Here is a 20,429-nt window from a genome sequence, read left to right on the forward strand (position 1 = left end):
GGTCTATTAGCACTGCCGCCCCGCACAGGGGCAACGCTAATAGACCGACGCGAAAACAGGATTCTACGAAAGCGGAAGCAAACAAGCACAAGACCGACACGACAACGGGATCCGGCGACAATCACCAGAACCCACTCAAGCCGCAAGCGACTTCCTAAACGCTGTCCGCGACCCTGGAAACCTCACGATAAACATACTCCCCTTCCCCACTTCGCTTTTAACGTCGAGCTCTGCACCGTGCCGTTGCAGCACATGCTTGACGATGGCAAGCCCAAGCCCTGTCCCCCCCGTATCCCGCGACCGGCTCCGATCCACTCGATAAAACCGCTCCGTCAAACGCGGAATATGCTCCGCAGGAATCCCGAGCCCCGTATCCCGCACCGTAAAAACCGCACGATCCTTCATGCGCTGCCACGTCACCTCGATGGTCCCGCCATCAGGCGTATAACGCACGGCGTTGGTCACGAGATTGCCGAGCGCACTCATCACTTCGGTCTCGACGCCCGCAACCGTCAGCGCATCGTCGCTATGAAACGTGATGCGATGGCGCCCGTTCGACAGATTGTTCGCGTCGTCTTCCAAATGACGCAGCACGGCGCGCATATCCAGCAGTTCATCGCCAGGCGGCCGCATATCGCCTTCGAGATTCGCGAGCACGAGCAGATCGCGCACGATGTTCTGCATGCGCGACGCCTGCTGCTCCATCATGTCGAGATAACGCATGCGATCGGCTTCATCGAGCGGCAACTCACGCATGGTTTCGAGAAAGCCGGATAGCACGGTAAGCGGCGTCTTCAACTCATGCGAGACATTGGCGACGAAATCGCGGCGCATCGAATCCGTGCGCTCCAGTTCGGTAATGTCCTGCGTCAGAAGCAGCTTGCGATTGTCACCGTACGGAAACACCTGCACCGAAACCGTGTACTTGCGATTCACGCCCATGCCGCGCATCACGAGCATCTCTTCGTAGTGGTGCGCGTTCAGATAGCGGACGAAATCGGGATTGCGCACGAGATGCGTGATGTGCTGGCGCAAGTCGCGCTTCGCATCGAGACCGAAGTGCTTCTCGGCGATGTCGTTACACCACTCGATCTGATCGTGATCGTCGAGCATCGCGACGCCGTTCGGTGACGCCTGGATCGCCTGAATGAAGCGCGCATGCTGTTGCTCGACCTGACGCACTTGCGCGTGCCAGCGCTTCGCGAGCTTGTGCAGGCGATAGTAGATCTCGCCCCAGATGCCGAGCGCGCTCGGCACCTCGCCGTAAACCGGCGCTTCGAGCAGACGCCAGAGGCGCTGCATGTGATACGTGACGAAGAAGCCCTGCACGACGAGCATGAGCACCGCGAAGGCAAGCGCGATGCGCAAGCCCGCGAATGCGCCGATCGCGGCGCAGAGCGCGGCGAGCAGCGCGAGGGACACGATCGCACGCGTCCAGATGATGTTCATGTTGTCGGTGAGTCTGAGTGACGTTGATGCGGCAAGTTAGAGCGGATAACGTTGAAGCAGAACTCAGGCGCTCTTCGCAAGCCGGTATCCGCTGCCGCGCACCGTTTCGATCATAGCATCGCAACCCGCCGGCTTGAGCGCAGCACGCAGACGCTTGATATGCACATCGACCGTGCGCTCTTCGACGAACACGTGATCGCCCCACACCTGATCCAGCAATTGCGTGCGGCTGTGCACGCGCTCAGGATGCGTCATGAAAAAGTGCAGCAGGCGAAATTCCGTCGGACCGAGATCGAGCTTGATGTCGTTGCCCGAATGACTCGCCGCCACGCGATGCGTCGCCGGATCGAGACGCAGCCCGTTGATCGCGACGACGTCTTCGGTCAACTGCGGCGCGCGCCGGCGCAACACCGCCTTGATGCGCGCCATCAGTTCCTTCGGCGAGAACGGCTTCGTGACGTAATCGTCCGCGCCGATTTCGAGGCCAAGCACCTTGTCCTGCTCGTCGCCGCGCGCTGTCAGCATGATGATCGGAATGTGCTTCGTGCGCTCGTTGTTGCGCAGCTCTCGCGCGAACGCGATGCCCGACTTGCCCGGCAACATCCAGTCGAGCAACACGAGATCGGGCAGCACGTCGCTGATCAGGTTTTGCGCCTGTTCCGCGTTATACGCACGAATCGGGCAATGTCCCGCATGTTGAAGGTTCACCGAAATCAGTTCGGAGATCGCGGGTTCGTCTTCGACGACGAGGATACTGCTGGGCATCGGCACCTCTTGACCTTTTGCTTGAAATGAAACGATTGCGCGCGATTAACTCAGCGCCTCACGTTCGAGCTGATCGCGCGAAATATGCCGCACGTCGGTGCCCTTGACGATGTAGATGATGAACTCAGCGATGTTCTTCGCGTGATCGCCGATGCGCTCCACCGCTTTCGCGATGAACAGATAATCGAGGCCCGCCGAAATCGTGCGCGGATCTTCCATCATGTACGTCACGAGCTTGCGCACGAAGGCGCGGAATTCCTCGTCGATGGCCTTGTCGTCGCGCACGATCTGCGCGGCGGCAACCGTGTCGAGACGCGCGAACGCATCGAGCGCGCGGCGCAGGATCGATACCGCCATTTCGCCCGACAGCTTGATCTCGGCGATGTTCACCGTGCGGCCCGCGCCGTCTTCGTTGATGCGCTTCACGCGCTTGGCGATCTTCTCCGCTTCGTCGCCGGCGCGTTCGAGATTCGTGATCGTCTTCGAGATCGCCATCAACAGACGCAAGTCACGCGCAGCCGGCTGACGGCGCGCGATGATGTTGCTGCACTCTTCGTCGATCTCCACTTCCATCATGTTCAGACGCGCTTCGGCCGCGATCACCTGATCCGCGATGCCGATGTCGAATTCGTTCAGCGCCTGCATCGCCGCGATGATCTGCGACTCGACCAGACCGCCCATTTCCAGCACTTTCGACGACACCGCGTTGAGATCGGCGTCGAACTGGCTCGAAAGATGTTTATCGGACATATATGCTCCTTAAGCCTTCTGTTTCACCTGGCTGACGATCAGCCGAAGCGGCCCGTGATGTAGTCTTCCGTTTCCTTGCGGGCCGGCTTGATGAAGATCTTTTCGGTGTCGCCGAACTCGATCAATTCACCGAGATACATATAGGCAGTGTAGTCCGAACAACGCGCCGCCTGCTGCATGTTGTGCGTGACGATGACGACCGTGTAATCGCTTTTCAGTTCGGCGATCAGCTCTTCGATACGGCCCGTCGAAATCGGGTCGAGCGCCGAGCAAGGTTCGTCCAGCAGCAGCACTTCCGGACGAATCGCGATGCCGCGCGCGATGCACAGACGCTGCTGCTGGCCACCCGACAGACCGTAGCCGCTTTGCTGCAACTTGTCCTTTACTTCGGTCCAGAGCGCGGCTTTCGTGAGCGCCCATTCGACGCGGTCATCCATTTCCGAGCGCGACAGTTGCTCGAACATCTTCACGCCGAACGCGATGTTGTCGTAGATCGACATCGGGAACGGCGTCGGCTTCTGGAACACCATGCCCACGCGCGCGCGCAGGAGCGAAATATCCTTCGTCGTGTCGAGCAGGTTCGTGCCGTCCATCAGGATTTCGCCTTCGGCGCGCTGCTCCGGATAAAGCGCATACATCTTGTTGAACGTGCGCAGAAGCGTGGACTTGCCGCAGCCCGACGGACCAATGAACGCCGTCACTTTCTTCTCGGGAATGCGCAGGTTGATGTTCTTCAGCGCGTGATACTTGTTGTAGAAGAAGTTGAGGTTGTTCACCTCGATCTTCGGCTTGATGGAATCGGCAGGCTGCGAACTGTGCGTCGGGCGCACGCTGCCCGGCACCGGGCCGCGCTCGATCTGCTTTTCCTGGTGGTTGACACCGCTTTCGACCATGTTCATGGAATCACTCCACCCTTATTTCTTCGAGAAGATCGCGCGCGCCAGGATATTCAGACCCAGCACGCCGAGCGTAATCAGGAACACACCGGCCCACGCGAGCGATTGCCACTGCGGGAACGGACTCATCGCGAACTTGTAGATCGTCACCGGCAGATTGGCCACCGGCTGATTCATGTCCCACGAGAAAAATTGATTCGACAGCGCCGTGAAAAGCAGCGGCGCGGTTTCGCCGGCGATACGCGCGACCGCCAGCAACACGCCCGTCACGATGCCGCCCACCGACGCCTTCAGCGTGATCGACATCACCATCTTCCACTTGGGCGTGCCAAGTGCGAACGCGGCTTCGCGCAATGCGTTCGGCACGAGCTTCAGCATGTTTTCCGTCGTGCGAATCACGATCGGAATCTGCAGCAGCGCCAACGCGATCACGCCGGCCCAGCCCGAGAAGCGGCCCATCTTCGCGACGACGATCGCATACACGAAGAGACCGACGACGATCGAAGGCGCCGACAGCAAGATGTCGTTGATGAAGCGCGTGACGCTCGCGAGCCAGCGCTTCTGGCCGTACTCCGCGAGGTAGACGCCCGCGAGAATGCCGAGCGGCGTGCCGACGAACGTTGCGAGCACGACGAGCATCAGCGAGCCGACGATCGCGTTGGCGAGACCGCCGCCATCGGTGTTCGGCGGCGGCGTCGATTGCGTGAACAGATCGACCGACAACCCGCCGATGCCGAGCCTGAGCGTCGTGAAGAGAATCCACACGAGCCAGATGAGGCCGAAGGCCATCGCGGCGAGCGAGAGCGTCAGCGCAACCGCGTTCGTGCCGCGGCGGCGGCGCTGCAGCTTCTGACGCGTGGCTTCCACGCGGCTCGAATCCTGGTTGAACGTAGCGGGACGGCTCATTATTTACGGCCCTCCCCGCGTTCCATGCGCAGAAGCATCAGCTTCGAGAGCGCGAGCACGAAGAACGTGATGACGAAAAGAATCAGACCGAGCTCCATCAACGCCGACGTATGCAGGCCCGGACTCGCTTCCGCGAATTCGTTCGCGAGCGCCGAGGTGATGCTGTTGCCGGGCGAGAAGAGCGACACGTTGTCGAGCAGGTTCGTATTGCCGATGACGAACGTCACAGCCATCGTCTCGCCGAGCGCGCGGCCGAGGCCGAGCATGACGCCGCCGATCACGCCGGCGCGCGTATAGGGCAGCACGATCTTCCACATGACTTCCCACGTCGTGCAGCCGATGCCGTATGCCGATTCCTTCAGCAGCACGGGCGTCACTTCGAACACGTCGCGCATCACGGATGCGATGTACGGAATGATCATGATCGCGAGAATCACGCCGGCGCACAGAATGCCGATGCCGATCGGCGCGCCTTGAAAGAAGATGCCGATCAGGGGCACGTCGCCGAGCAGCTTGCCGAGGGGCTTTTCGAAGTATTGCGCGAAGATCGGCGCGAACACGAGCAGGCCCCACATGCCGTAGACGATCGACGGAATCGCCGCGAGAAGTTCGATCGCGACGCCGAGCGGACGGCGCAGCCACGCGGGCGACAGTTCGGTCAGAAAGAGCGCGATGCCGAAGCTCACCGGCACCGCGATGATGAGCGCGATGATCGACGTCGCAATCGTGCCGTAGATGGGCACGAGCGCCCCGAACGAGTCGCTGGGCGGATCCCATTCCGAACGCCAGAGGAACGAGAGGCCGAATTTCTGAATGGTCGGCATCGACGCGATGATCAGCGAAACGATGATGCCGCCGAGCAGGAGCAGCGTGATGACAGCCGCAAGCCGCGTCACGCCGCCGAAAATGATGTCGCCGATGCGGCTCGGCGCGCGCTGCGTATGCGCCGCCGGCACGGCCGACGATAGGTTGATGTCCGACATGGGAGCCTTGGTTTCGCTACGTGTCAGACCGCGCGGCGAACGTTGGCTCGCCGCGCGGCTTCCTTGCTGCGTTGCTGTCCCGCGAATCAGAAGCTTAGGACAGTTTCAAACGACTGCTTGCTTCCCTTATTCCGCGACCGCCTTGCCCGATGCGTCCTTGACCTTCGCCTTCCATTGCGTCTTGATTTCGGCGACGACCGAATCCGGCAGCGAGATATAGTCGAGATCGTTCGCAGCCTGGCCGCCGTTCTTGAACGCCCAGTCGAAGAATTTCAGCGTTTCCGTGCCCTGCGCCGGCTTCTCTTGCGTCGCGTGCAGCAGCACGAAGGTCGCGCCGACGATCGGCCACGCGTTCTTGCCCGGCTCGTCCGTCAGAATCTGATAGAACGACTTCGACCAGTCCGCGCCCGCTGCCGCTGCCTTGAACGTGTCGGTCTTCGGCTCGACGACCGTGCCGGCCGAATTCTTCATGCCGACGTAGGTCATCTTGTTCTGCTTCGCGTACGCCCATTCGACGTAGCCGATCGCGCCCGGCAGACGCTGCACGAATGCCGCGACGCCGTCGTTGCCCTTGCCGCCCGTGCCCGTCGGCCAGTTGACCGTCGAACCTTCGCCGACCTTCGACTTCCACTCGGTGTTCACCTTCGACAGATAGTTCGTCCAGATGAAGCTCGTGCCGGAGCCGTCGGCGCGGCGCACGACCGCGATGTCCGTATCCGGCAGCTTGACCTTCGGGTTCAGCGCGGCGATTTCCGGGTCGTTCCACTTCTTGATCTTGCCGAGGTAGATGTCGCCGAGCACCTGGCCCGATAGCGTCACTTCGCCAGCTTTCACGCCCGGCACGTTGATGACCGGCACCACGCCGCCGACGACCGTCGGGAACTGGAACAGGCCGTTCTTCGCGAGTTCGTCGTCTTTCAACGGAGCGTCCGAGCCCGCGAAATCCACGGTCTTCGCGATGATTTGCTTGATACCGCCCGACGAGCCGATGCCTTGGTAGTTCACCTTGCCGCCGCCCGTTTTCTGGTAGGCGTCCGCCCACTTCGTGTAGATCGGCGCTGCAAAGGTGGAACCCGCGCCGGTGATGTCGGCTGCTTGAGCGGAGATGGCGAACACTGCACCAATCAGGCCGGCCAGCGCGGTTTGCATCAATTTCATTCTTAATCTCCAGTAGTGAGCGTGTGTCGCGTGAGCGTGTAGACGACACCGCGAAATATAGGAGGAGTCTGTGACAGTAATATGACTAATCGTGAAGCCAGCATGTCAATGCGCTTACGTGCTGAAAGTTTGATCACAGCCGATCCGTCAAGCCAGCGGCGCAAATAAAAAAGCGGGCCGAAGCCCGCTTTTAGCGAAACGCGACGAACTTCAGTGAACGCCTACGAAGTCGCGTCCTTTACGACCTGCGCAATCGTTTCCGCGTATCGAACCGCGTCCTGTTGCGCCGATGCTTCCACCATCACGCGCAAGACCGGTTCGGTTCCCGACGCGCGAATCAAGACCCGGCCGTGCGATTGGAGGGATTGCTCGGCTTGCTCGACCGCGCGGCGAATCGCGGCGCTGCCTTTCCAGTCCGCGCCCGCGCTCATCCGCACGTTGATGAGCTTTTGCGGGAACAGGCTGACGCCGCGAAGCAGATCGGCGAGCGACTTGCCGCTGCGCTGGATCGCTGCAAGCACGAGGAGCGCCGAGACGATGCCGTCGCCGGTCGAGTGACGGTCCAGCGAAAGGATGTGGCCCGAGCCTTCCGCGCCCAGCAGCCAGCCGTTCTCGCGCAATTTTTCGAGGACGTAGCGGTCGCCGACCGCCGCGCGCACGAACTGCACGCCCGCCTCCTTCAGCGCCACCTCGACGGCCATGTTGGTCATCAGCGTGCCGACTGCGCCTTCCACCTTGCCATCGGTCGCGATGCGATCCTTGACCAGCACGTAGAGCAATTCGTCGCCGTTATAGAGACGGCCGGACGAATCGACGACCTGCAGACGGTCCGCGTCGCCGTCGAGCGCGATGCCAATATCCGCCTTGTGCTCGACCACCGCGCGCACGAGCGCGTCCGGGGCGGTCGCGCCAACGCCGTCGTTGATGTTGAAGCCGTTCGGCGACACGCCGATCGACACGACTTCCGCGCCGAGTTCATGGAAAACGTGCGGCGCGACGTCATATGCGGCGCCGTGCGCGCAATCGACGACGAGCTTCAGACCGCGCAAGTCGAAACTCGCGGGAAAGGTGCTCTTGCAGAATTCGATGTAGCGTCCGCCTGCATCATCCAGACGCCGGGCTTTACCGAGGCGCTCGGAAGGCGCGCATTCCATCGGCTGCTCGAGCTGGCGCTCGATTTCCAGTTCGACTTCGTCGGGCAGCTTGTTGCCGTCGGCGGAGAAAAATTTGATGCCGTTGTCGTCGTACGGATTGTGCGACGCGCTGATCACGACGCCCGCCGACAGCCGCAGTGCCCGCGTCAGATAGGCGACGCCAGGCGTCGGCATCGGGCCGGCCAGCATCACGTCGACACCCGCCGCCGAAAAGCCGGATTCCAGCGCGGCTTCGAGCATGTAGCCCGACACGCGCGTGTCCTTGCCGATCAATACCGTCGGACGATTGCCCTTCTTTTGCTGTGCGCGGTCGGCGCCCGCAAGCACCTTTCCGGCCGCGTAGCCGAGCTTGAGTACGAAATCCGGCGTGATCGGCGCGACGCCTACGCGGCCGCGGATGCCGTCGGTTCCAAAATATTGACGTGCCATTGTTGCTTGACCCTCCTCGCGACCGTTCGGCGCATCGTATCGGTCCACGATTTTAGTTAATGAGTTCTATCGGCGCGCGCCTGCGCCCAAATTGCTGATGAATGAGGCCAGTGTCAATAATGCCCATTCCCGGCAGCATTCTTTGTTGCCTGCCAGACTTTCAGCGCATCGACGGTTTCGGCGACATCGTGGACGCGGATGATGGCCGCGCCCCGCTCTGCCGCGCACACCGCCGCGGCGACGCTCGCCGCGAGCCGCTCGCCCGCGCCGCGTCCGGTGACGGCGCCAAGCATCGACTTGCGCGACATGCCCGCGAGCAACGGAAAGTTCGTCCCGGCGGGCGACGTGTCCGTGAGATGCGCGAGCAACGCGTAATTATGCTCGACCGTCTTGCCGAAGCCGTAACCCGGATCGAGACTGATGCGCTCTGTCGCAATGCCCGCGCGCCCGAGCGCGGCGACGCGCTCCGCGAAGAACGCGCGCACGTCGGCGACGACGTCTTCGTACACCGGCTCGTGAAGCTGCATCGTGCGCGGCTCGCCGAGCATGTGCATCACGCAAAGTCCGCAGTTGCTGCCCTTGACGGCGTCGATCGCGCCGTCCTGACGCAAGCCCCAGATGTCGTTGATCATGTCCGCGCCGGCGTCGAGCGCGGCGCGCATCACGGCTGGTTTGTACGTGTCGACGGAAAGCGGCACTCGAACGGCGCGCAATGCCTCGACTATCGGCACCACGCGCTCGAGTTCCTCGTCGAGCGGCACGGGCGGCGCGCCGGGACGCGTGGATTCACCGCCGATATCGATCATGTCGGCGCCGTCGGCGAGCATCTGCTCGGCGCGAGCCAGTGCGGCGTCGCGCGAAATGAAGCGGCCGCCATCGGAGAACGAGTCCGGCGTAACGTTGAGGATGCCCATGACGAGCGGGCGGTCGAAGGTCAGCGTGAAGCGTCCGCATTGGAGCGGCGCGGCTGAAATCGGGGATGGGGTTGAAGTGGCCAAGCGGATAGAACGGAACGGAGGGACTGAGACGGCGCCGCGTTCAGCACCTGATTAAAAACGGACGCCAGAAAGTGAAAATGGGCCGGCGTGCTATGCACACCGGCCCATGAACTCATGCAGGAAACTCAGGCCGTTGCCGGCGCGTTACCCGGTTTGACCTCGGTGCCGCTGCTACCACCGGATGGCGTGTCGCCGGACGGCGGCGGCATGTTCTTCGGCGGACGCGGCGGACGATCCGACATGATGTCGCCAATCTGGTCCGCGTCGATGGTTTCCCATTCGAGCAGCGCCTTGGTCATCGCTTCGACCTTGTCGCGGTTGTCTTCCAGCAGCTTCCGGGCGAGCGCATATTGCTCGTCGAGGATGCGGCGGATTTCCGCATCGACCTTCTGCTGCGTGGCTTCGGACACCGACTTCGCGCCCATCTTGCCGAACATGCCGTTGTCTTCCGTATCGACGTAGACCATCGTGCCGAGCACGTCGGACATGCCGTAGCGCGTCACCATGTCGCGCGCCATCTTCGTTGCGCGCTCAAAGTCGTTCGACGCACCGGTCGACATCGAATTCAGGAACACTTCTTCCGCTGCGCGGCCACCGAACAGGATCGCGATTTCCTCCAGCATCTTGTCGCGATACAGGTTCACGCGGTCATGCTCGGGCAACTGCCACGTAACGCCCAGCGCCCAGCCGCGCGGCATGATCGTGACCTTGTGCACCGGATCGGCATGCGGAAGCAGCTTCGCAACCACCGCGTGACCCGACTCGTGGTATGCCGTATTGCGACGCTCTTCTTCGCGCATCACAGCCGATTTGCGCTCCGGACCCATGAAGATCTTGTCCTTCGCGTCCTCGAAATCCTGCATCTCGACGATGCGCTTGCCGCGACGCGCCGCGAACAGCGCAGCCTCGTTCACGAGATTCGCGAGATCGGCGCCCGAGAAACCCGGCGTGCCGCGCGCGATGACCGATGCATCGACGTCGTTCGCGATAGGCACCTTGCGCAGGTGCACCTTCATGATGTGCTCGCGGCCGCGGATATCCGGCAGACCGACATAGACCTGACGGTCGAAACGGCCCGGACGGAGCAGCGCCTTGTCCAGCACGTCCGAACGGTTCGTCGCCGCGATCACGATCACACCGGAATTCGCCTCGAAGCCGTCCATCTCGACGAGCATCTGGTTCAGCGTCTGCTCGCGCTCGTCGTTGCCGCCGCCCATGCCGGCGCCGCGATGACGGCCAACCGCGTCGATTTCGTCGATGAACACGATACACGGCGCATGCTTCTTCGCCTGCTCGAACATGTCGCGCACACGAGCCGCGCCCACGCCGACGAACATTTCGACGAAGTCCGAACCCGAAATGCTGAAGAACGGCACTTTCGCTTCGCCCGCGATGGCGCGCGCCAGCAGCGTCTTACCGGTTCCCGGCGGGCCGACCAGCAGCACGCCGCGCGGAATGCGTCCGCCGAGCTTTTGGAATTTCTGCGGGTCGCGCAGGAAGTCCACGAGTTCCGAGACTTCTTCCTTGGCTTCGTCGCAACCCGCGACGTCGGTGAAATTGATTGCGTTGTTGTTTTCGTCGATCAGCCGCGCTCGCGACTTCCCGAACGAAAACGCCCCGCCTTTGCCGCCTCCCTGCATCTGCCTCATCATGTAGAACCAGAAGCCGATGATCAGGATCGTAGGTCCGAGGTAGTACAGCGCGGAGACGAGCGCATTCGGTTCATCGTCAGCCTTGCCGCTGACCTGAACGCCGTATTTCATCAAGTCGCCGACCATCCATATGTCGCCGGGCGACACGATCTGGTACTTCTGGCCGTCGTTCGGAGTGACCGTCAGATTGCGGCCCTGAACGGTGACGTTCTTGACTTTGCCGTTCTTCGCGTCGTCCATGAACTGCGAATAGGACACACCTTCCTGGACGCGGGGCTTATCGAACTGCTTGAACACCGTAAACAGCACCAGTGCGATCACGAGCCACACTGCCGCTTTAGAGAACATATTGTTGTTCAAAGCACCACTCCTCACTCATAGACGGGCGCCTACATAAACCTTGCGACGCCACCAAAGCATTCTAATCCAGACCGCTAACCCCTGCCATAAGGTTTAACTACCGCACAAATAGCGGCAGAGAGGTTTTTTTCGGCATATTCCGCGAAAATATCGCCGTAATTCGCCGAATCGCTCGAGCGGGCCGTTCAGTTCGGTTGCTTGAGCCGCCGCCCGAGAATAAAAGTCTCCGACGATTTGTCGCGAGAAGCTTTCGGCTTGCGTGGCGCAACCACCTTGAACTGTTGCTTGAACTTCTCAACGATCTGGCTGTATCCGCTGCCGTGAAAACATTTGACCAGCAGCGCACCCTCCGGTTTCAGATGGTTCTGCGCGAACTCCAGCGCCAGATCGCATAGATGCTCGATGCGCGCGGCATCCGCACTCGCCACGCCTGAGAGGTTGGGGGCCATGTCGGAGATTACAAGGTCCACCTGACGCTCGCCGACGATTTCATCGAGTTGCGCGAGCACTTCGTCCTCGCGAAAGTCGCCTTGGATAAACGTGACGTCCGAAATCGGCTCCATCGGCAGAATATCCAGCGCGATGATCGTGCCGTCGATGCCGCCCTGGCGCTCGGCATCGCGCTTCGCGCCCTGCGCGAGTTTGTTGCGCGCGTACTGGCTCCAGGAGCCGGGCGTCGAGCCGAGATCGACGATGACCTGACCCGGCTTGATGAGTTTGTCCTGCTCGTCGATCTCCTTCAGCTTGTATGCGGCGCGCGCGCGATAGCCCTCGCGCTGCGCCATCTTTACGTAGGGATCGTTGATGTGGTCATGCAACCACGAATGATTAAAACGGTTCTTTGCCATTCAAACTGAGCTCATGTGGCGCGCTGACAGCACGCCCGGTGCGTATTTTGCTGCATCGCGCGAGGCTTTTAGCGGATAATACGCGTCTTGTCGGCCGGACCGGTCCTCGGCGCGCTCGCGCTCCGAAAACCCGTGCATCCGGCCTGTTCTGTTTCTGGTGGGCGGTGGCGCGACCGATGCGCCGAAGATCCGGCACGAAGCCGTGCGCTTTCGCTGCAGCGTGTTCAAACCGCCTCGCGAATCTACCTCACGCCGCCCACATTTTAGTCGAGTCCGAAATTTCTCATGCCAGCTCTTAAACTCTCCCCCGCCGAACGCGCCGATCTGCGCTCCCAGGCCCATGCGCTCAAGCCCGTCGTGCTCGTCGGCGCGGAGGGTCTGACCGATGCCGTGCTGAAGGAAATCAACGTCCACCTGGAAGCGCATCAGCTCATCAAGGTCCGCGTATTCGGCGACGAACGCGAAGCACGCGTCGAAATCTACGACGAAATCTGCGATCGCCTGAACGCCGCGCCTATTCAGCATATCGGCAAGCTGCTCGTGATCTGGAGACCCGAAGGCGCCGCTCCGAAAACCCGCTCCACCCGCACGCGCAGCACGATGCCTCCGAGCGCAGGCGAAGCCGCCGAACGCGAGACGAAGGGCCGCGCGCCGCGCACGGTGAGGGCAGTGAAAATCACCCGCGATGCGCCCGCGTTCAAGAAACCCAAAAAGCAGACGCTGAAGGTACTGGGCAACGAACGTGTGACCGCCGGCGGCAACGTGAAGCGCGCGAAGAAACGTCAGACCAGCTCGAAGCGCCAGCATCAGACGGTCAAATGATTGAACGGCGTGTGCATTTCCAATGAAACGCACGCGCCGTCCCGAGCAAGCGCGATTCAGCTTCGCGCTCTTTTCGCCGCCACCTTGGCGGATTTCCCCTTCGGCACGATCTTGACGGGCGCCGCGCCCGGCAAGCGCCACACCAGCGCAATGCCGAACAGGCATTCGATCAGATAGATCGCGCTGGATAGGCCGTGCAGAATGCCGAACTCCTTCGCATACGGCGAGCTCGCGAGATCGGTGCCCGCTTCCTGCGCCGCCATTCGCAGCGAGTTCATGAACGGCTGCAAGGCGAAATAGCCGACCAGCACGCACACGAGCATCACCGCGACGATCCACCGCACGCGTTTGTAATCGACGATGCCGCTTTTCACGAAGCGATTGCCGATGAGGATCAGCACCAGCGCGCTGATCACGCCGATGATCGCCTCGATGCGGAAGAGCTGCGCCGCCACCGAGCCCGCCGACGTGCGGTCGAGCATCGAAAAGAGCACGGGCGCAGCGACCAGGCCGAGGGTCAGCAGACTGCCGACCCAGACCATGCTGATGGTGCGAAAGAGCCGGTGCTCCATCAGACGTAGCGAACCGCGATGATCTCGTATTCGCGTGCGCCGCTCGGCGCCTGCACCGATGCCACGTCGCCTTCCGACTTCGCGATCAGTGCGCGCGCGATCGGCGAGCTCACGGAGATGAGGCCGTGATCGATGTCGGCTTCGTCATCGCCGACGATCTGATACGTCACCATGTCGCCCGATTCCAGGTCCTCGAGTTCGACGGTCGCGCCGAACACCACGCGACCTTCCGCTTCGACCTGCGTCGGATCGATCACTTGCGCGGCGGCCAGCTTCGACTCGATTTCCGCGATGCGGCCCTCGATGAACCCCTGCTTTTCCTTCGCGGCGTCGTATTCCGCGTTTTCCGACAAGTCGCCTTGCGCGCGCGCCTCCGCGATCGCGTTGATGACCGCCGGACGCTCCACGGCCTTCAGGCGTTGCAATTCGTCGCGCAGCAACTCCGCGCCGCGCTTCGTCAAAGGAATCGTGCTCATAGACCACTCACAAACAATTTCGTCAAAAAAATTACCGCGGTTAAGCGCATCTCCCACAGAGCAGGAGACGCCGCTTAACCGCGGCTCGTGATACTTAGACCAGTAATCGAAGCCTTAGTTTAGGCGAGCATGCAAGCCTTGTAAATCATAGACTTCCAAATCTCGGAGATACCTCAACCCTTCGACCGCCGCGCGCGCTCCCGACATCGTCGTGTAGTACGTGACCTTGTTGGCCTGCGCGCTCATGCGGATCGAGCGCGAATCGGCGATGGCGGCGCGCGTTTCGTCGACGGTCGTGAACACGAGCGCCATCTCGCCGTTCTTGATCATGTCGACGATGTGCGGACGGCCGTCTTTCACCTTGTTGACGACCTTCACCGGCACGCCTGCCGCCGCGATGGCCGCGGCCGTGCCCTTGGTTGCGACGATCGGATAGCCGAGCTCGTGCAGCATCTGCGCGACTTCGACGGCCTTCGGCTTGTCGGCGTCCATCACGGTCAGAAGCACCGTGCCCGATTCCGGCAGACGCGAGCCCGCCGCGAGCTGCGACTTGAAGAGTGCTTCGCCGAACGTGCGGCCCACGCCCATCACTTCGCCGGTCGAGCGCATTTCGGGTCCGAGCACCGGATCGACCGCCGGGAACTTCACGAACGGGAACACCGCTTCCTTCACGCTGAAGTACGGCGGAATGACTTCCTTCGTCACGCCTTGTGCCTTGAGCTTCTGGCCGACCATCGCGCGAGCAGCGATCTTGGCGAGCGGCAAACCGGTTGCCTTCGACACGTACGGCACCGTGCGCGATGCGCGCGGGTTCACTTCCAGCACGTAGATGATGTCCTTCTTGGAGCCGTCGTCTTGCGGGACTTGCTGAATCGCGAACTGCACGTTCATCAGGCCGATGACGTTCAGTGCCTTCGCCATTGCGGCGGTTTGCCGCTTCAGTTCGTCGACGGTTTCCTGCGACAGCGAATACGGCGGCAGCGAGCAAGCCGAGTCGCCCGAGTGCACGCCCGCCTGTTCGATGTGCTCCATCACGCCGCCGATGAACACGTCGTCGCCATCGGAGATGCAGTCGACGTCGCATTCGATCGCGTCGTTCAGGAAGCGGTCGAGCAGCACCGGCGAATCGTTCGACACCTTCACGGCTTCGCGCATGTAGCGCTCGAGGTCGCGCGGCTCGTGGACGATTTCCATCGCGCGGCCGCCGAGCACGTACGACGGACGCACGACCAGCGGATAACCGATTTCCTCCGCGAGCTTCAGCGCTTCGTCTTCGGCGCGCGCCGTGCGATTCGGCGGCTGACGCAGATCGAGATCCTTGAGCAGCTTCTGGAAGCGCTCGCGGTCTTCGGCGGCGTCGATCATGTCCGGCGACGTGCCGATGATCGGCACGCCGTTCGCTTCCAGATCGAGCGCGAGCTTGAGCGGCGTCTGGCCGCCGTACTGCACGATCACGCCGACCGGCTTTTCCAGATCGACGATTTCGAGCACGTCTTCGAGCGTCAGCGATTCGAAGTACAGACGGTCGGACGTGTCGTAGTCGGTGGACACCGTCTCCGGATTGCAGTTGACCATGATGGTTTCATAGCCGTCCTCGCGCATGGCGAGCGCGGCATGCACGCAGCAGTAGTCGAACTCGATGCCCTGCCCGATCCGGTTCGGGCCGCCGCCCAGCACCATGATCTTCTTCTTGTCGGTCGGATTCGCTTCGCACTCTTCTTCGTACGTCGAGTACATGTAGGCGGTCTTCGTCGCGAACTCGGCCGCGCACGTGTCGACGCGCTTGTACACCGGGCGCACCTTCATTTCGTGACGCTTCTTGCGCACGTCTGCTTGCGTCGAACCGGTCAGCTTCGCCAGACGCCGGTCCGAGAAGCCGCTCTTCTTCAGATACAGCAGTTCGTCACGCGTGAGGCTCGCGAGCGTGCGGCCTTCGAGCGCCTTTTCCTTGAGGATGATCTGTTCGATCTGCGCGAGGAACCACGGATCGATCGACGTCTCTTCGAAGATTTCTTCCATCGTCAGGCCGAGACGGAAGGCGTCGCCGAGATACCAGATGCGGTCCGGACCCGGCTCGCCAATTTCGCGGATGACTTCGTCGCGGCTCGTGGTCTTCTCATCGAGACCGTCGACGCCGACTTCCAGACCGCGCAACGCCTTCTGGAACGATTCCTGGAACGTGCGGCCCATTGCCATGACTTCGCCGACGGACTTCATCTGCGTGGTCAGGCGCGAATCGGCTTCGCGGAATTTCTCGAACGCGAAGCGCGGCACCTTCGTCACGACATAATCGATCGTCGGTTCGAACGATGCGGGCGTTTGTCCGCCGGTGATTTCGTTCTTGAGTTCGTCGAGCGTGTAGCCGCACGCGAGCTTCGCGGCGACCTTGGCGATCGGGAATCCCGTTGCCTTCGATGCCAGCGCCGACGAACGCGACACGCGCGGATTCATTTCGATGACGACCATGCGGCCGTCCTTCGGGTTGATCGCGAACTGCACGTTCGAGCCGCCGGTATCGACCCCGATCTCGCGCAGCACCGCGAGCGACGCGTTGCGCAGCACTTGATACTCTTTGTCGGTGAGCGTCTGCGCCGGCGCGACGGTGATGGAATCGCCGGTGTGCACGCCCATCGGGTCGAGGTTCTCGATCGAGCAGACGATGATGCAGTTGTCCTTTTTATCGCGGACGACTTCCATCTCGTACTCTTTCCAGCCGAGCAGCGATTCTTCGATGAGCAGTTCGCGCGTCGGCGAGAGATCGAGACCGCGACGGCAAATCTCTTCGAACTCTTCCTTGTTGTACGCGATGCCGCCGCCCGAGCCGCCCAGCGTGAACGACGGACGAATCACGGTCGGATAGCCGCCGCTGCCGGTCGCTTCGGCGATCTGCTGCTGCACGGCGAGCGCTTCTTCCATCGAATGCGCGATGCCCGACTTGGCCGAACCGAGGCCGATCTTCGTCATCGCGTCTTTGAACTTCTGGCGGTCTTCCGCCTTGTCGATCGCTTCCGGCGACGCACCGATCAGCTCGACCTTGTACTTTTCCAGCACGCCGTGATGGAACAGGTCGAGCGCGCAGTTGAGCGCGGTCTGTCCGCCCATGGTCGGCAGGATCGCGTCCGGGCGCTCTTTCGCGATGATGCGTTCGACCACTTCCCACGAAATCGGCTCGATATACGTGACGTCGGCCGTGTTCGGATCCGTCATGATCGTCGCCGGATTGCTGTTGACGAGGATGACCTTGTAGCCTTCCTCACGCAGCGCCTTGCATGCTTGCGCGCCCGAATAATCGAACTCGCACGCCTGGCCGATGATGATCGGACCCGCGCCGATGATGAGGATGCTCTTGATGTCTGTGCGCTTCGGCATAACTGTGCTCTGTATATTTGCGATGTTCTGTTCTTAGGCTGCGACCTTCTGTGCTTCCATCAGCTTGATGAAGCGGTCGAACAGATACGCGATGTCGTGCGGGCCGGGCGACGCTTCCGGATGGCCCTGGAAGCAGAAGGCGGGCTTGTCGGTGAGCGCGAAGCCTTGCAGCGTGCCGTCGAAGAGCGAGACGTGCGTGACTTTCGCGTTGGCGGGCAGCGTCGACGCATCGACCGCGAAACCGTGGTTCTGCGACGTGATGACCACGCGGCCGTCGTCCATGTCCTTCACCGGATGGTTCGCGCCGTGGTGGCCGGTCTTCATCTTCATCGTCTTCGCGCCGACGGCGAGACCCATGATCTGATGGCCGAGGCAGATGCCGAACGTCGGAATGCCGCGCTCGATGAATTCCCTGGTGGCCGCGATGGCGTAATCGCACGGCTCCGGATCGCCGGGGCCGTTCGACAGGAAGATGCCGTCCGGATTGAGCGCGAGCGCATCGGCGGCGGTCGATTTCGCGGGCAGCACGGTCACGTGGCAACCGCGCTCCGCCAGCATGCGCAGGATGTTGTACTTCACGCCATAGTCGAACGCGACGACGCGAAACTTCGGCGCTTCCTGCTTGCCGTAGCCGCTGCCCAGACGCCATTCGGTCTGCGTCCATTCGTAGGGCTGGTCCGTCGACACGACCTTCGCGAGGTCCATGCCCGCGAGGCCCGGGAATGAGCGTGCGAGCTCGAGCGCTTTCGCTTCGTCATCGGAACCGGCGAGAATGCAGCCGTTCTGCGCGCCCTTCTCGCGCAGGATACGCGTGAGCTTGCGCGTGTCGATGCCGGCGATCGCGACGACGCCTTGCGCCTTGAGATAGTCGGAGAGCGTCTGCTCGGAACGGAAGTTGGATGCGAGCACCGGCAGGTCGCGAATGATGAGGCCGGCGGCATGGACTTTGGTGGCTTCGACGTCTTCGGCGTTCACGCCGTAGTTGCCGATGTGCGGATAGGTCAGCGTGACGATCTGGCGGGCATAGCTCGGATCGGTCAGGATTTCCTGATAACCGGTGATGGCGGTGTTGAACACCACTTCGCCGATCGTCGAACCGGGCGCGCCGATCGATTGACCACGAAAGACCGTGCCGTCGGCAAGTGCGAGAAGTGCGGGGGAAAATGACGGCAACACGGGAAGCTCCTTGGGGAACACCCTGTTACCGACCTGTCTGTCCGAAATTCAGGCTTGGCTTCCCGTCGCTCGAAGAACGAGGGGTTTCCTTCGCGCAGTGTGGCGGCGGCTCGCGAGGCGCGCGTCGCGGTTCGGTTCAGCTCGCTTGCATGGGCAAACGCAGTGACGAAGCGGGCGACTGGCGGCGTGCGGCGCGCGCCGACTGGCGCAGCGAACGACGGTGTGTGGGAGGTAGGCGCTAGGGTGCGGGTTGATGTGCTCAAACCTTCGAATTATAGCGTTAAATTGACACATCTGCCAAATTTGGGAGCGCTCTGCTTGCCTCCCGCCGCCCCGATCACGACGCCGCGTTTTCCACTTCCGCCTCGCGTTCGTGCAGCGCGCGGCCCGGCAACATGTACCAGATCGCGCTCGCCACTTGCAGCGCAATCAGTGCCGCCCACACCGAAATATGCGCCGATGCCGGATAGCGCCCCGCTTCCGCAGGCCAAAGCGACAACATAGTGCCGACCCCGACCTGAAAGCCGAAGATCAGCAGGAAGATGACGAGCGTGAGCGTCGTATTCACGCGTCCCGCCATGTGCGACGGGAAATACTTCGCCGCGACCGCATAACTCAGGATGCCCGTGCCGCCGAATACGCCATACGCGGCGATGAGCGTCGCGGGCGGCAGCGGCACGCGCAGCACCATCAGCAACTGCGTGGCGACGAAAAGCACCATGCCCGCGCCGCAGAACGCGTACACCGACACGCCGCGCCGCTCCAGACTGCGCGCCGCCGCGCCGAAGCCCACCGAGCCGAACATCATCGCGAAACCGAGCACGGAGACGATCGCGGACGAATGCGCGGGCGTGAGATTCATCACGTCGATGAGATAGGGACGGATCCAGAGCGACTGCATCGCGAAGAAGACGCCCTGCGTGACGACCGGAAACGACGCGATCTTCCAGAACGCGGCGCTTCTCATGATGTGCCACGTGCCCTTGAACTGCGTGACGATGTCCGCCTGATGATGCGTATCCGCCTTGCGCGGCGCGAAGAGCGCAATCGCCGCCGCGACGACGAGCGTGAACACCGCGAGCCCGAAGCACACCTGACGCCACGTTGCGAATTGCAGCAGCGCCGACAGCGGCGATCCGACGACGACGCCGCCCAATCCGCCGACGGCCATCGTGAAGCCGTTGATGAGCGGCAGGCGCCAGATCGGGAAATGCTGCGCCGACGCCTTGAACGCCGCCGCCAGACACACCGACACGCCCACGCCGATGAGCAGGCGCCCGGCCATCAGCCCTGCCAGGCTATTCGATGCCCCAAACACGCCAATGCCCGCCGCGGCGAACACGAGCATGCCGGCCGTCACACGCGCCGGCCCGAAGTGATCGAGCAGTACGCCGACAGGAATCTGCGCGGCAGCGAAGCCGATGAAGTACAGCGCCGTCAGCAGGCCGAGATCGGCGGCCGACAAGCCGAGTTCGTGCGTGATGAGCGGCGCGAAGCCGAGATTGACGCCGCGGAACACGTACGAGACGAAGTAGCCGGCGGCGAAGAGGATGAAAACGCGGAGACGAACGGTGGACGACATATGAAACGGACGCTTCATCGATTCTTTCGGATCGACAGTTTAGCGGCGTCCGCAAAAGAACACGCCGTCACCTTGGTGACGGCG

Annotated in this window: 17 protein-coding genes; 1 reads left to right on the forward strand and 16 read right to left on the reverse strand. The window is 62.1% G+C overall.

The annotated features are described in order from the left end of the window. Positions 1 to 135: 135 nt before the first annotated feature. The 11 genes from phoR to NCS02_RS09880 all read right to left on the reverse strand — a co-directional run bounded on the left by phoR (position 136) and on the right by NCS02_RS09880 (position 12,348). Positions 136 to 1,449: a phosphate regulon sensor histidine kinase PhoR gene (gene phoR / locus NCS02_RS09830; RefSeq protein ID WP_008342027.1), complete on the reverse strand. Its 1,314-nt coding sequence runs from the start codon at positions 1,447 to 1,449 to the stop codon at positions 136 to 138. 63 nt (positions 1,450 to 1,512) lie between these two features. Next, positions 1,513 to 2,214 (reverse strand): phosphate regulon transcriptional regulator PhoB, encoded by a 702-nt coding sequence (gene phoB, locus NCS02_RS09835; RefSeq protein ID WP_008342029.1) that lies wholly within the window; start codon positions 2,212 to 2,214, stop codon positions 1,513 to 1,515. Positions 2,215 to 2,259: 45 nt separating this feature from the next. Then, a complete protein-coding gene (gene phoU / locus NCS02_RS09840; RefSeq protein ID WP_008342031.1) occupies positions 2,260 to 2,964 on the reverse strand; it encodes a phosphate signaling complex protein PhoU in 705 nt (234 codons plus the stop codon). Positions 2,965 to 3,002: 38 nt separating this feature from the next. Beyond that, positions 3,003 to 3,863: a phosphate ABC transporter ATP-binding protein PstB gene (gene pstB, locus NCS02_RS09845; RefSeq protein WP_008342032.1), complete on the reverse strand. Its 861-nt coding sequence runs from the start codon at positions 3,861 to 3,863 to the stop codon at positions 3,003 to 3,005. 15 nt (positions 3,864 to 3,878) lie between these two features. Further along, complete coding sequence (gene pstA, locus NCS02_RS09850; protein WP_008342035.1) at positions 3,879 to 4,766, reverse strand: phosphate ABC transporter permease PstA; 888 nt, start codon at positions 4,764 to 4,766, stop codon at positions 3,879 to 3,881. Beyond that, positions 4,766 to 5,749 (reverse strand): phosphate ABC transporter permease PstC, encoded by a 984-nt coding sequence (gene pstC, locus NCS02_RS09855; RefSeq protein WP_008342037.1) that lies wholly within the window; start codon positions 5,747 to 5,749, stop codon positions 4,766 to 4,768. Before pstC ends, pstA begins: the two co-directional genes overlap by 1 nt. A 126-nt stretch (positions 5,750 to 5,875) precedes the next feature. After that, on the reverse strand, positions 5,876 to 6,907 hold the full coding sequence (gene pstS, locus NCS02_RS09860; RefSeq protein WP_008342038.1) for a phosphate ABC transporter substrate-binding protein PstS: 1,032 nt from the start codon (positions 6,905 to 6,907) through the stop codon (positions 5,876 to 5,878). A gap of 221 nt (positions 6,908 to 7,128) precedes the next feature. Next, positions 7,129 to 8,490, reverse strand: coding sequence for a phosphoglucosamine mutase (gene glmM / locus NCS02_RS09865; RefSeq protein ID WP_008342040.1), 1,362 nt, complete (start codon positions 8,488 to 8,490; stop codon positions 7,129 to 7,131). Positions 8,491 to 8,603: 113 nt separating this feature from the next. Beyond that, positions 8,604 to 9,404 carry a dihydropteroate synthase gene (gene folP, locus NCS02_RS09870; protein WP_250521250.1) on the reverse strand — a complete coding sequence of 267 codons (801 nt, stop codon included), beginning with the start codon at positions 9,402 to 9,404 and terminating at the stop codon, positions 8,604 to 8,606. Positions 9,405 to 9,613: 209 nt separating this feature from the next. Beyond that, positions 9,614 to 11,500, reverse strand: coding sequence for an ATP-dependent zinc metalloprotease FtsH (gene ftsH, locus NCS02_RS09875; protein WP_008342043.1), 1,887 nt, complete (start codon positions 11,498 to 11,500; stop codon positions 9,614 to 9,616). Between the two features lie 185 nt (positions 11,501 to 11,685). Beyond that, positions 11,686 to 12,348: an RlmE family RNA methyltransferase gene (locus NCS02_RS09880; RefSeq protein WP_008342044.1), complete on the reverse strand. Its 663-nt coding sequence runs from the start codon at positions 12,346 to 12,348 to the stop codon at positions 11,686 to 11,688. A 285-nt stretch (positions 12,349 to 12,633) separates the two neighbouring features. Here NCS02_RS09880 and NCS02_RS09885 point away from each other — a divergent pair, with 285 nt between their 5' ends. Continuing rightward, positions 12,634 to 13,170: a YhbY family RNA-binding protein gene (locus tag NCS02_RS09885; RefSeq protein WP_250523031.1), complete on the forward strand. Its 537-nt coding sequence runs from the start codon at positions 12,634 to 12,636 to the stop codon at positions 13,168 to 13,170. Positions 13,171 to 13,226: 56 nt separating this feature from the next. On the opposite strand, the gene NCS02_RS09890 is transcribed toward NCS02_RS09885, so the two are convergent. The 5 genes from NCS02_RS09890 to NCS02_RS09910 all read right to left on the reverse strand — a co-directional run bounded on the left by NCS02_RS09890 (position 13,227) and on the right by NCS02_RS09910 (position 20,363). After that, a complete protein-coding gene (locus NCS02_RS09890; protein ID WP_008342046.1) occupies positions 13,227 to 13,742 on the reverse strand; it encodes a DUF4149 domain-containing protein in 516 nt (171 codons plus the stop codon). Continuing rightward, complete coding sequence (greA, locus tag NCS02_RS09895) at positions 13,742 to 14,218, reverse strand: transcription elongation factor GreA (RefSeq protein WP_008342047.1); 477 nt, start codon at positions 14,216 to 14,218, stop codon at positions 13,742 to 13,744. The genes NCS02_RS09890 and greA overlap by 1 nt, the downstream gene beginning before the upstream one ends. Positions 14,219 to 14,332: 114 nt before the next feature. Further along, entirely contained in the window at positions 14,333 to 17,587 is a 3,255-nt protein-coding gene (gene carB, locus NCS02_RS09900; RefSeq protein WP_250523032.1) for a carbamoyl-phosphate synthase large subunit, read from the reverse strand. Between the two features lie 33 nt (positions 17,588 to 17,620). Next, complete coding sequence (carA, locus tag NCS02_RS09905; RefSeq protein WP_034473546.1) at positions 17,621 to 18,763, reverse strand: glutamine-hydrolyzing carbamoyl-phosphate synthase small subunit; 1,143 nt, start codon at positions 18,761 to 18,763, stop codon at positions 17,621 to 17,623. A 337-nt stretch (positions 18,764 to 19,100) separates the two neighbouring features. Next, positions 19,101 to 20,363, reverse strand: a complete 1,263-nt coding sequence (locus tag NCS02_RS09910) for an MFS transporter (protein ID WP_409017178.1) — start codon at positions 20,361 to 20,363, stop codon at positions 19,101 to 19,103. Positions 20,364 to 20,429: the final 66 nt, after the last annotated feature.

Source organism: Caballeronia sp. NCF2 (assembly GCF_023631205.1).
Lineage (GTDB): Bacteria > Pseudomonadota > Gammaproteobacteria > Burkholderiales > Burkholderiaceae > Caballeronia > Caballeronia zhejiangensis.